Genomic DNA, 13,496 nt, shown 5'->3' with positions numbered 1-13,496 from the left:
CATGAATGAAAAAAATGTAATGGAAGCCTTCAAATTATTTTCCCAATTGAATGCTAATGGACAAATGTTAAAGCAAGAGGCAAAACATTATATGGATGACGAAGTCAGAGGACTTTTGATGGAGTTTGCCAATGAGGTTGACTGTCGTATTATTTCAGCGGGAGATTCTATATATTTAGTTCCGTTAACGATACATTCTAGGTATCATCTGACGAACCGAGAAATCAAGCGTGATTATCTACCAAGCCGTGCGACGAATATGGATATGTATCTCATGTATTTGGCTATTATTGTATGTATTGGTGAATTTTATGATAGCTATCAAAGCCAAGAACCTACACGGGAGTTTATCTCAATGCATCTGTGGATGGATAGCTTTAATGAACGATTGCTAGGATTGCGTCAAATTGATGAAGAGACGCTCATTGCATTGGAAAAAGAGTATGAATATAACTGGATAGGTTTATTAAACCATTGGGAATCCATGGATATCATAAAAGAGACGGTTAAGAAGCAAACGGCACGTACCAATAGTCGTATGAGTTTTATGCAGATTACCAAAGAATTTATGCTTGATCAAGGTTTAGTTGAGGAATGTGGTTATGAAGAAATAACGTTGACTGAAAAAGCGAAAGTCATTACGCAACGTTTTTTTATGGACTATGAATATAATCGTGGAATCCTTGAAGTTATTTATCAGTTTGCCAAGGAATCCGTATCATCAGATACTAAGTTAACAAAAGGGGAGGACTAAGATGCCGTCGATATCGAAAATTCGTTTGACAAATGTAATATATGAAAATGGTGCTAAACGTTATAACGATATGACGTTTCATTTTGACGGGCATAATGGAGCATTTTTACTTGAAAATGGTGGAGGAAAAACGGTGTTCATTCAAACCGTTCTTCAAGCAGTTATCCCGCATATTGATATGGCAGACCGTAAAATTAAAGATACCCTTTCCTTGGATGGAAATCCTGCCCATATTGCCATAGAATGGATTTTAAGAGAGCAACCGCGTCACTATGGAGTTACGGCGACATCACTTTATATTGAAAATAATGAGTTAAAATCAATTAAATATGCATATGAATATGATGGTGAAGATAGTGACAGTATTGATGAGATGCCTTTTGTAGTGGAAACCAAGACCGGAAAAAGTCGAAGTGCAAGCCGTGGAGAGATCAATGAATATTATGAGCGCATGAAGGCAAAAAGCCCGTATGCGAAAACCTTTAAAACAATATCGGATTATGGAAAATATATTGAAGAAACCTTCAAAATCATACCTAATGAGTGGCGAAAAATTGCAACCATCAATAGTGGTGAAGGAAATGTCGATGAGTTTTTTAATCGATGCAAAACAACAGAACAACTCTTAGATTATCTATTGATTCCGACCGTAGAAGAAGCAATACAAGGTGAAAATAGTGGGAATTTTGCTACTATTTTTGAAAAGCAAAGAGAGCATTTCAAAACAAATAAACGCTTGCTCAATGAAATTGAACAATTCCAACAGGTCAAAGAGCATATTGATGGATATGTCTATGAATATAAAAATCTTTATGATGCCCGTGAAAATTATGAAAAGCATCAGTATCAAATGTATAGGATGTATACATATCTAGAACAGTCCTATCAACAGAACATGAGAAAACAAGAACATGTCATTGAAGAAAAGCTTGAGTTGGAAAAACAAGAAGAGCATCTAAAGCATAAAGAGGCTTCCCTTAAAGTGCGACAAAAAGAACAAATTATCGCATCTTTAGAGGACACAATCAAAGGGTATAATGAAGAATATAGCCAGATACGTAAACAATATGATGCGATTGCATCACGTAAACAAAATATTGAAATGAGTATACTGGAAAAGAAGGCAAAACAAGTTAAGGAACGTGTGACACAACTTGAAAGGACGCTAGAGGCGTTGGACGAAAATCTAGGTGTTCAAGAGGTTCAAAAGAAGCTGGATATCAATAGTCAAAAAATTCAAGGATACTATGACAAGGCAATTGGTGATATTAAAAAAACACTAGGAATATATGAACACGAGTTGGAAAGAGAACAGTTAAGTGCTCAGCAGCTGGAAAAATCAAAAGAACAACATGCGCATCAACGTCACCAAAATTCGAATCGTTTAGGCAAATTACAAGGAGCCTTAGAGGCTATTGAACAGCAAATGACCGACGTATCTAACAGTTTACTTAGTGATATCCATGCCGAGACGATTGTCTCTGAATATATGCAATGGAGCGAACGTCTACAAAGAAATATGGAACAAACCAAGGATGAACAACATCACCTTCAACTGCTTGTAATAGAACAACAAGAATATGAAAAACAATTAGAAAGCATTCGCCAGACGATGACACAACTGGCAGAGACGAAGCTAAAAATCACGTATGAACTTGATGCATTTGAGCAAGCGCAAAAAGCTTTGATTTTGGATATTGAATCGAGAAGTCATTCGCTTTATATTTCAGACTCGATTTATACCAAGGAAGAATCCGTTATTCAACGTTTGACAGAAAAAAGACAACATATGGAAAGACAGCTAGAAGTGGCCATGCACCAAGAACGCAAGCATAAAAAAAACGAAGATATATATAACGATAGTGAACACTTCTTTGTTGAACCTATGGCAAAACAGATTATCAATGAGCTTAAGGAACAGGTGGGTTTTATTGAACAAGGAACGGTCTATATTCAAAGTATCAGTGAACACTATGACATGTCGTTTAATGCCTTATACGAACTTTTTCCACTATGGGCGCAAACAGTAATTACAACAGACGAAGAGTTTTCTATTGTCAAAGAGAAAATAGAGGCTTATCGCGGCCAACTTTCATATCCACTTCTTCTGGTTACAAAAGAGCAGATGCATAAGCGCATGAATCAGGCACAGATTCAATTAGAAGAGAACTTTGGCTATGAAGTCTACCCGGACCATTGGAAAGCGAATCTAACGCCGTCGCATTTTGACCATTGGAAAAAGGCATTAGTTCATGAAAGTGAAAAAAGTGAAAAACACCGAAAAGAAGTAAGCAAACAGTTGCAGGAGATGGTTGATTTAGAACATCAGACACAACGGTTTTTCAAGAAATATACGTATAAAGAATATACAGAGTTAAAAGAAGCTTTAGAAAATATTACATCGGAGATATTGGCACATCAACAAACGTCGAGTGATATTGGGGCAGCCATTGAGTCTGGAACAAAAAAAGAGGCCCATTATCGCCAAACAATACAAACATTACAGACAGAACAAAATCTTTTATCAGCTAAGATTCAAAAAGCGAACGCATATATTCAGCTGGCAAAACAAAAAGATGACTTGGAACTAAAGTTTGAACACGTACAAGATGAAGAGTTAAAGCTTCGCCAAACCTATGAGCAATTAGGGGGGCGTCATAGCCGTCAACTGGATAAAATTCGGGATTTGATGATGGAACAACACGAGTTGTTAACACAGATAGAAGTGATAAAAAATCAAGGGCTCTATTTAGATACACGTCATCAAGCACCGATGAATACGACACAAGATATAAAAACCCTTGAAGAAGAACGAAAAGAGATTCAGAGAAACTTGTTGGGTGTCTATCAAGACAGAGATTTGATTAATGTGCAGATACAAGAAAATCAATCAAGGCTCCTAGAGATTAAGCAACAGCTGCAACTAAAAAAAGAAGAAGCTGTCTATGCGATAGAGCTTATTGGTGTATATGCAGAGGCACAACTTCCGGAAATGGTACAGAAGTTAAAAGGCTTGTCCAAAGATATGGAAGAATGGCAACATAAAATTCACCATGAAGAAAATGAAAAAAATCGTCATATTGCATTAAAAGAAGACCAAGAAGAACAACTGATTAAAAAGTATCGTTATATACATAGTTTTGAGGAAGAGCTGCACCAAGTAAAAGAAGGGATTGTTTCTGAGTGGAAACAGTGGAAACGCAGCATAAAGGACATCAATGTATCAATAGATAAGTTGAATAGCCAGATGGAAGAAGAAAATGTACTACTGCATGAACTTAAAGTGCATAATGCGCGTATTAGTTTCTTAGTATTTGGGGAGGATTTAACCTGTGATCCGCAGATTGAAGAAAAAATTCAACAGCTAAAAGATGTCAATGCACAAAAAGAAATGGCAAAACAATGGATGAAAGCATTAGAACAGTCATATAATGCATATATGAACAAAAAACAATATGTCGAACAAGAGCGCCTTAAGTTTGTACATTATTGTGAGACCCATATCAAAGAATTTAAGCTAAGACAAGCGGCTATTCATGGTGTCAATAAAAGAGAAAGCTATGAAGAACTGGTTGAATATCAAGAACAAATGGCGCGGGTTATTGAACGTAATATTCGTATAGCACAAGAGGACCGACGCCAAAGCGATCTTGAACTTCAGACGTTCTTAACCCATCTAGCGACGTATATACAGCAAGTTGCGGTTGAACTTGATATAATTCAACGAAAAACACGTATTACAGTGGATAATGTCAGTAAGCAGATTTTTATCTTTGATATTCCCCAATGGGACAGTATAGAGGCAAAACAACAGCTTCGTCACTACATTGAGGCAATGGTCCATGAGTATGACCATGAAGCTGAACAAGAGCACATGGATACACTAAAACTTCGCGAATATATTGAACAAAAACTTAGCGTCAAGAACCTGCTTAACGTAGTGCTTAATGATAAAAGCATTAAGATAAAATGCCGTAAAGTGACCAATGATTTAAAAATCAACAAAGCTCCAATGGCATGGGAAAGCTCCAACAAGTGGTCTGGTGGTGAAAAATGGAGTAAAAACATGACGCTCTTTTTAGGATTACTTAACTATTTGGCTGAAAAAAAACAATATTTATCACAAAGTGAAAAAAGTCAAAGAACTGTTATTTTAGATAATCCATTTGGGAAAGCTTCCAGTAAGCATGTGTTAGATCCGGTGTTTTTTATTGCTGAAAAACTAGGATTTCAGATTATTGCGTTGACCGCGCATGCAGAAGGGAAGTTTATCAGCGATTATTTTCCGGTGGTCTATAGTGGACGCTTACGCCATGTAAGTGGTGCTGACAAGCAAGTGATGACCAATGAGAAGTTCATCAATTATGCATATTTGCATGAAAAATCGCCTCGATCAATTATGCGGATGGAAGAAAAAGAGCAGCTTTCTTTTTTGGATTAGTGGATTCGCATCTTAAGGAATTAAAAAATAAAAATAGAATATAAGGAAAAACGGGATGAAAAAGTTTATTGAAGTATTTTCACAGTATCGAGGGCTATCAAAGTCGGCATATGTTCTTTTTATCGGACGTATGATTACAAATATGGGGGCGTTTATATGGCCGCTGTTAACATTGATTTTAAAGGATAAAATTGGTTATTCGCCGACAACCATATCCTACATTTTTCTTGTGGTCGGCTTTTTATTCTTGCCGGCAAATATTTTGGGGGGCAAACTAGCGGACCGATTTAATCGAAAAAAACTAATCATAATTTTTGATTGTATCTCTGTATTTTTCTTCATTCTCTGTGCTTTTATTGAGCCGGGGACATGGATGATTGTCTTCTTTATACTGGCAGGATTATTTGCCAATATTGAAGGACCTGCATTTGATGCGTTGGTTATTGATGTGATAAAGCCAAAAGACCGAGAAAAAGTGTATTCGCTGATGTATTTAGGGCACAACCTTGGTTATATGTTTGGTGCGACCATTGGAGGATTGCTTTTTGCAAACTTTTTAAATCTTGCCTTTTTACTGGATGGATTAACGACCATATCATCCACGATTCTTATTATTGTATTTGTTAAGGTTATTCATGTAAGTGAGATGGATGAGGAAGAGCAAAATGAGTATGAACTTGGGATGCACGCTTCAGAAAGTAGCCTAAACATACTTATGAAACGCCCATCCATTTTAATGCAGCTAATTATCTATTTATTGGCTTCATTTATATATGATCAGTGGACATTTACATTGCCTATGTATATGACAGATTTGTTTGGGAAGGATTTAGGATCAAAATATTTTGGGTTTTTGTCGAGTTTTAACGCTTTTGTCGTTATTTTCTTTACGCCAATCATTACCTATAGTATTTGGCGCTTACGTGAGATTCCCAAAATTTTTATTGGACAATTGTGTATTGGGCTTAGTTTTTTAATAATTTGTAATCAACCAACCTATCAAGTATTTTTTATCATGATGTTCATCTTTACTATTGGAGAGATTGTCAATATGCTTGGGTCCTCGCCGTTTATGTCACGTCGGGTACCCTCGTCCCATCGAGGACGAATACATAGCTATGCCAACATTACCCGGTTTGTAGGTGCGGGAATAGGGCGTGTAATTATCGGCTGGATCTTAGAGGCTACAAATTATTCAGTAGCCTTTGCATCCATAGCTGGAGTAGGCGTTATTACAGTAGGATTAATAGCTTATAATTATTATTTGGATCAAAAGACATTTCCAAAGTTATATTAAAGAGAGGAATGTCGGATTTTAGAGACAGTGAGGAAAAAAATGAAAATTACGATTAAGAATTCATATGCAAGTAAATATAAACAAGGATATCCGCTCATTGAAAAAAAAGCGTTTGTTCATCAGCCGTCAACAATAACTGAAGGAACCCTTCTTGAATTATTTGATGAACAAGGACAATTCCTTGGACGAGGGTATTATGGAATACAAAACAAAGGTCAGGGATGGATGCTTACAAAAAATCCCCAAGAGCCCATTGACGAGGTCTTTTTTAAGACGGCTATAGAAAAAGCAGATCAAAAAAGAAAGCGCATGTTTGATTTGGAAAAAACCAATGCATATCGTATTTTCAATGGTGAAGGTGATGGTATAGGTGGGATAACGATTGATTATTATGATGGATTTTATCTGATTCATTGGTATAGTATCGGGGCATATCAGTTTAAGGCGTTGGTTGTCAAAGCGCTAGAAAGCATGCCGAATATGCGTGGAATATACGAAAAAAAGCGTTTTAAAACAGCAGAGCAAATGCAAAATACACAGGACTATGTTCTGGGGGAAAAAGCCCCGGAGCCACTTATCGTCAAAGAAAATGATGTGAAGTTTGCTGTATATTTAGATGAAGGTCCTATGGTTGGTTTTTTTCTTGATCAAAGAGAAGTCCGTAAAACGCTGTTAAAACAGTATGCCAAACAAAAAAGTGTATTAAATACATTTTCATATACAGGGGCATTCTCAATTTTCGCGGCATTGGGCCAAGCACACACAACAAGCGTAGACCTTGCGAACCGAAGTTTAGTTAAAACTGAGGAACAATTTAGAATCAATGGAATTGACCCAGAGTCACAGACAATTATTGTTGAAGATGTTTTTAAGTATTTCAAATATGCAAAACGAAAAAAAATGCAATTCGATGTCGTGATCTTAGATCCACCGAGTTTTGCTAGATCCAAAAAAAAGACATTTAGTGCAGCGTCCAATTATGTGGAGCTCTTAGTAGATGCTATTGCAATCACAAAACCAGGCGGCATGATTGTTGCATCGACCAATCATAGTGGATTTGACATGAAAAAATTCAAGAAATTTATTGAAGCAGCATTTAGAGAAACATCAAAGACCTATAGAATCCGGGAAGAATTCACATTACCAAATGATTTTTGTGTGCATTCGATGTATCCAGAAGGTAATTATCTAAAAGTCGCATTTATTGAAAAGGGAAAGTAAATGAAAAAACATGTTTTTATTGTTAATACAAAAGCCGGAAAAGGCAAGGCAAAAGAGTTGCTACCATATATTGAAGAACTCTTTGAAAATCCCCAGATTCATCAGACCCAATATCTTGGGCATGCTATTGAACTGGCAAAAGAAAATGCAGGACCAGATACCATCATCTATTCTCTTGGAGGCGATGGGACATTAAATGAAGTTGTCCATGGGGTGATGTTATCACAATATTCAAAAGAAACGATTGTTGGAATTATTCCGTGTGGTTCAGGCAATGATTTTATCAAAAGCATTACATCCATTCGAGATCCCAAGGTCTTGTTGGATCAATACCGTGAAGGTAACCGAAGAACAATCGATGTTGGTGTACTTAATGGACGCCACTATATTAATATAGCATCAGTGGGATTTGATGCTGAAATTGTTCATAATGCGAAAAAGTATAAGCGATTGCCGATGTTTAGTGCAGAACTTGCCTATCTTATAAGTGTCTTTGCAACAATATTGAAACTTAAAGTATATCCTGTAAATATACAAGTGGATGGTAAGGCGCTTAAGCAAAAAGAAGTCTTACTCATATCCTTGGCAAACGCCAAGTATTATGGAGGAGGGATGAAGCCTTCACCCAAAGCGGTATTTGATGATGGATATCTTGATTTTTGTGTAATAGAGCGTGTGTCTAAGATAAGAGTTCCGTTTTTATTGCCAAAGTATATTCACGGAACACATGAAAAAATCAAGCAAGTACAAATGTATCGGGGAAAATCATTGACGATTAAAAGCCAAGATTCTTTGCCGATTAACATAGATGGTGAGATTATATGGAACGACCAATTGGATGTTACTATTAAAGAAAATGCATTAACCATTCTCGTATTATGATAGAAGGAGGACGCTATGGAATTTGGACCTATCGAAGAATTTGCGAAGATAAAAAAAGGATTTTCCATTCAACAGCAGCTCTATCAAGCTGCAATCAAAGAGATTCGAACCAAACTAGAGATACTGGATGAAGAATTTAGAGTCAAGTATGACCACAATCCGATTCATCATATTGAATCACGTTTAAAATCCGTTGAAAGTATTGTCAAGAAGCTTCAAAAGAAAGACCTTGAGATCTCGATTGACTCTATTGTCAATAATTTATCGGATGTTGCAGGAGTGCGTGTTATCTGCAACTATAAAGATGATGTCGAAAGCATCGCCAAATTTTTAGTTAATCAAGATGACATAACCTATATTGAACAAAGAGATTATATATCAAATCCAAAAGAAAATGGATATCGAAGTCTACATTTGATTATTGCCATTCCTATATTTTTATATGAGTCTACAGAACTTGTTCGCGTTGAAGTACAAATAAGAACGATTGCGATGGATTTTTGGGCAAGTTTAGAGCATAAGTTGAAATATAAGAAAGAAAGTCCGGTTTCAAATAATTTATATCACCGCTTGCAGCGTTGTGCAATAAATCTTGCAGCATTGGATGAAGAAATGCAAGATATATATCGCGTTATCAATGAGGAAAATAAGGAAAACTAAGCTTTGACATGAAAACGACTTGTTTGTTATAATTAGAAAGTATGTCAATGATAACTTGCAAAAATACTATAAAAAAGGAGTAAACACATATGTCAATTAGAATTGGAATCGTAGGGTATGGGAACTTAGGACGCGGCGTTGAAAGCGCAATACGTCAAAATGAAGACATGGAGCTTATAGGTGTTTTTTCAAGACGTGACCCAAGTAATGTTGATGTTGCAACAGATGGAATCAAAGCGTATTCCATGGATGCATTGGCATCAATGAAAGATGACATTGATGTTGCGATACTCTGTGGAGGAAGTGCCAAAGATTTGCCACAACAAACCCCGGAACTTGCAAAACTATTTAATGTAGTCGATAGTTTTGATACACATGCAAAGATACCTGAGCACTTTGAAGCCGTTGATGCATGTGCAAAAGAAGAGGAAAAAGTGGCTATTATTTCCGTAGGTTGGGACCCGGGAATGTTTTCGTTAAACCGTTTATATGCTGAAGCTATTTTACCTGAAGGCAAAGAATACACTTTTTGGGGAAAAGGTGTTAGCCAAGGGCATTCTGATGCGATTCGTCGCGTTGAGGGTGTAAAAAATGGTAAGCAATATACCATCCCGGTAGAAAAAGCATTGGAAGCTGTTCGTCGTGGCAGCAACCCGGAGTTTAGCACCCGTGAAAAACATTTACGCGAGTGTTTTATTGTAGCTGAAGAAGGTGCGGATACTGCACGCATTGAAAAAGAAATCAAAGAAATGCCAAACTATTTTGCAGATTATGATACCATCGTACATTTTATTACAGAAGAAGAGCTGGCATCTGATCATGCAGGCATACCTCATGGAGGGTTTGTTATTCGTACAGGTAAGACCGGACTGGATAAAGAACATGGACATGTCATAGAATATAGTCTAAAGCTAGATTCAAACCCGGAATTTACAGCCAGTGTACTGGTTGCTTATGCTAGAGCAGCATATCGCCTAAGTCAAGAAAAACAATTTGGTTGCAAAACAGTGTTTGATATTGCACCAGGGTATTTGTCGCCATCAAGTGCACAAGATCTTAGAAAGCGTATGCTGTAATTCCGGAGAGAGGATAAGGACATAAGGATGAAGAGTGGAATTACACGAGCAATTATATTGCGTTTTGGTTTGTTTTTTGTATTCGTTTGTGTAGCATTAGGTTCATTATCGATAATTATGAGTCGTCAAGCCATGGTGAGTGAGGTAGAAAAAGCCCTTGCCACATTATCCACTACAGGGGCAAAAGATGTGGAAGATAGCCTTGACACACAATTAAGAATTCTTCAAGAGCTTGCAAACCGTGAAAATGTTCAGACAATGAATATTCAAATCCAAAGAGCAAATTTGAAAAACGATGTTGAACGATTAGGATTTTTAGATTTTGGAATTGTTGGAAGCGATGGTATTGCTCAATACATATTAGAGGATAAAGAAGCGGATTTATCTGACCGAGAGTATATACAAAAGGCGCTAAGTGGAGAAAGAAATGTATCCGATGTCTTAATTAGCCGCGTGACGAATTCAGCGGTACTTATGTTTGCTGTTCCAATTGAAAAGGACGGTAAAATTTTGGGGGTATTGATTGCCAGAAGAGACGGTAATGCTCTTTTTGAAATTACAGATGGCATGGGATATGGAGAAAATGGCTATGCATATATTATTAATCAAGAGGGGATAGTGATTGCTCATCATAATCGTGAATATGTGATGAATCAGTTTGACCCGATTAATGCGTCTCTTGAGGATCCTTCATTAATACCTTTAGCTGAAGAGTTTAAGATGATTTTGGCAGAAAAAAAGGGCATTAGCAATTATTCCTTTAATGGGCAAAAATTGTACAATGCCTATATGCCTATTGAAGGGACGCAATGGACTTTAGTTAATGCAGCACAAGCCAATGAAGTACTAAAAAGTGTTAATGACCTTATGCAAGTCATGCTTCTTGTTGTGGCGATTGCGATGATCATCGGGTTTGGACTAACATGGTTTACAGGTAAGGCCATTGCAAAGCCAATCGTTCAGTTGACAGAGATTGTCAAGCGACAAGAACAATTAGACTTTACTGAATTAGATCGGCAACAATTTTCAAGAATCATATACCGAAAAGATGAAATAGGACTCATGACACAAGCGCTGATGACAATGTCAGAAAGTATCCGCGAACTGCTCTTAAACGTTAATGACGCAGCCAGTAGGGTTTCAGCAACATCTCAAGAGTTAACAGCAACATCAGAACAATCGGCAACAGCCTCAGAAGAAGTAGCACAAACGGTGGGTGAGATTGCAGGGGGGGCTAATCAGCAAGCAGAACATACTCAAGAAGCCTCCGTATCGCTCGCACAATTAAGTGAAGAAATTCAAAAAAACCATGTGCGAAATGAAGAATTACTAAACATATCAAGAAGTATAAACATGCAAGTCAATGAAGGCTTAACCCTTATTGACGCATTGGACCAGACAACAAAGAAAAATTCAGAAGTATCAGAAATTGTGCATACGAGTATTGTTCAAACCAATGAAAGCTCAGATAAGATCAGTGAAGCCAGTAACTTAATTACAGCGATTGCAGATCAGACGAATCTATTGGCACTTAATGCATCAATAGAAGCGGCACGTGCAGGTGAACATGGAAGAGGGTTTGCGGTTGTTGCAGATGAAATACGCCAATTAGCTGAGCAATCACGAAGTACAACACTCATCATCGATGAAATGTTAAAACAATTGCAGATGAGCACCCTTAAAGCCGTTGAGAAAGTCGATGAGTCGACGACAATAGCCAAACAGCAAGAAAAAAATGTTCATTCGACAAAAAATGCATTTGAACAAATAGCCAAAGGTACCTCGCAATCGGAAGAACTGGTACATCGATTGAGTCAAGCAAGTGAAATTATTGAACGCAGCAAAGACAAAGTCCTTGTCAATGTGGATGAGTTGTCGGCGTCAGCTCAACAAAATGCGGCCGCGACCCAAGAAGCATCCGCTTCCATTGAAGAACAAACAGCATCAGCAGAAGAAATATCTAATGCGAGCAATGAGCTATCGCAAATGGCACAAGACCTTATGGAATTGATTAAGCGATTTAGCATATAGGTTTATTGGAAAGAAAGGTTGCAAATAGATGAAAAAAATATTGGAAAATTTACTTTTACCGGAACAATATAATGCATTACTAACGGTAAAGGAAACTGAAAAAGCAATTAAGCAAATTAAAGATTATTTTGAACAAACCTTAGCAAAATATTTGAGTTTATCAAGAGTATCTGCACCACTTTTTATTCTACCGGAAACAGGGATGAATGATAACCTCAATGGTGTCGAGCGCCCGGTGTCATTTGAAATGAAAGCGATTAACAATGGGCGTGTAGAAATCGTCCATTCGTTGGCAAAATGGAAGCGTATGGCACTAAAGACATATGAATTTGAAGTGGGTGAAGGTCTTTACACGGATATGAATGCAATTCGACGTGATGAAGATGTGGACAATCTTCATTCCATTTATGTTGATCAATGGGACTGGGAGAAGACAATATTACCAAGCCAAAGGACCCAACAAACCTTAAAGGAAACAGTAAAAACTCTTTACCAAGTATTTAAAGATACACAAGATTATATCGCGAATATCTATCCTATGGTTGAGCCTTTTTTACCGGAAGACATTACATTTATTACTACACAGGAACTGGAAGATAAGTATCCGGATAAAACACCAAAAGAGCGAGAAGATATTGCTGCAAAAGAACATAAGGCAATTTTTCTTATGGAAATTGGGGATAAACTCCATTCAGGAAAGCCCCATGATGGACGAGCACCAGACTATGATGACTGGTCTCTAAATGGAGATATTATTTTTTGGTATCCATTGCTTGACCGATCCATTGAGCTGTCTTCCATGGGGATTCGAGTGGATGAAAAAGCATTATATGACCAATTAGAAAAAGCCAATTGTCTAGACCGTCAAGAGCTTCCTTTCCACAAAGCGCTACTTGATGGTGAACTCCCTTATACAATGGGAGGAGGAATTGGACAGTCGCGTCTATGTATGTTTTTCCTTCAAAAAGCACATATTGGAGAAGTACAGTCGTCAATTTGGCCGAACGTGATGATTGAAAAATGCAAAGAATTTAATATTCATTTGCTATAAGAAGCAATATAATATAATACCTAAGAAGTGTTCCTAAGAACACTTCTTTTTTCTTTACACAGACTTTACATATGAATGATATG

Annotated in this window: 9 protein-coding genes; all 9 read left to right on the top strand. The window is 37.2% G+C overall.

Features of this window, described 5'->3' with window-relative positions; all coding sequences use genetic code 11:
• Position 1: 1 nt before the first annotated feature.
• The 9 genes from QBE53_12045 (at position 2) to asnA (ending at position 13,413) form a co-directional block, all read left to right on the top strand.
• Positions 2–754: a DUF6063 family protein gene (locus QBE53_12045; GenBank protein ID WZL80533.1), complete on the top strand. Its 753-nt coding sequence runs from the start codon at positions 2–4 to the stop codon at positions 752–754.
• A 1-nt stretch (position 755) separates the two neighbouring features.
• Positions 756–5,195 (top strand): hypothetical protein, encoded by a 4,440-nt coding sequence (locus QBE53_12040; protein ID WZL80532.1) that lies wholly within the window; start codon positions 756–758, stop codon positions 5,193–5,195.
• Positions 5,196–5,250: 55 nt separating this feature from the next.
• A complete protein-coding gene (locus QBE53_12035) occupies positions 5,251–6,492 on the top strand; it encodes an MFS transporter (protein ID WZL80531.1) in 1,242 nt (413 codons plus the stop codon).
• A gap of 39 nt (positions 6,493–6,531) precedes the next feature.
• Complete coding sequence (locus tag QBE53_12030; protein ID WZL80530.1) at positions 6,532–7,713, top strand: class I SAM-dependent rRNA methyltransferase; 1,182 nt, start codon at positions 6,532–6,534, stop codon at positions 7,711–7,713.
• On the top strand, positions 7,714–8,595 hold the full coding sequence (locus QBE53_12025) for a diacylglycerol kinase family lipid kinase (protein ID WZL80529.1): 882 nt from the start codon (positions 7,714–7,716) through the stop codon (positions 8,593–8,595).
• Between the two features lie 15 nt (positions 8,596–8,610).
• A complete protein-coding gene (locus tag QBE53_12020; protein WZL80528.1) occupies positions 8,611–9,255 on the top strand; it encodes a GTP pyrophosphokinase family protein in 645 nt (214 codons plus the stop codon).
• Positions 9,256–9,344: 89 nt separating this feature from the next.
• Positions 9,345–10,331 (top strand): diaminopimelate dehydrogenase, encoded by a 987-nt coding sequence (locus QBE53_12015; GenBank protein ID WZL80527.1) that lies wholly within the window; start codon positions 9,345–9,347, stop codon positions 10,329–10,331.
• A 27-nt stretch (positions 10,332–10,358) separates the two neighbouring features.
• Complete coding sequence (locus QBE53_12010; GenBank protein ID WZL80526.1) at positions 10,359–12,362, top strand: methyl-accepting chemotaxis protein; 2,004 nt, start codon at positions 10,359–10,361, stop codon at positions 12,360–12,362.
• 40 nt (positions 12,363–12,402) lie between these two features.
• A complete protein-coding gene (asnA, locus tag QBE53_12005; protein ID WZL83305.1) occupies positions 12,403–13,413 on the top strand; it encodes an aspartate--ammonia ligase in 1,011 nt (336 codons plus the stop codon).
• The last annotated feature ends 83 nt before the right edge of the window (positions 13,414–13,496 follow it).

The sequence above is a fragment of the Vallitaleaceae bacterium 9-2 genome, from assembly GCA_038396585.1.
Classification (GTDB): domain Bacteria; phylum Bacillota; class Clostridia; order Lachnospirales; family Vallitaleaceae; genus UBA1351.
This window is presented reverse-complemented; position numbering and strand designations above follow the sequence as displayed.

Excerpts from the sequence above, each read along its gene's own strand:
- QBE53_12045 (WZL80533.1), top strand. The coding sequence starts at position 2 with ATGAATGAAAAAAATGTAATGGAAGCCTTCAAATTATTTTCCCAATTG.
- QBE53_12040 (WZL80532.1), top strand. The coding sequence starts at position 756 with ATGCCGTCGATATCGAAAATTCGTTTGACAAATGTAATATATGAAAAT.
- QBE53_12035 (WZL80531.1), top strand. The coding sequence starts at position 5,251 with ATGAAAAAGTTTATTGAAGTATTTTCACAGTATCGAGGGCTATCAAAG.
- QBE53_12030 (WZL80530.1), top strand. The coding sequence starts at position 6,532 with ATGAAAATTACGATTAAGAATTCATATGCAAGTAAATATAAACAAGGA.
- QBE53_12025 (WZL80529.1), top strand. The coding sequence starts at position 7,714 with ATGAAAAAACATGTTTTTATTGTTAATACAAAAGCCGGAAAAGGCAAG.
- QBE53_12020 (WZL80528.1), top strand. The coding sequence starts at position 8,611 with ATGGAATTTGGACCTATCGAAGAATTTGCGAAGATAAAAAAAGGATTT.
- QBE53_12015 (WZL80527.1), top strand. The coding sequence starts at position 9,345 with ATGTCAATTAGAATTGGAATCGTAGGGTATGGGAACTTAGGACGCGGC.
- QBE53_12010 (WZL80526.1), top strand. The coding sequence starts at position 10,359 with ATGAAGAGTGGAATTACACGAGCAATTATATTGCGTTTTGGTTTGTTT.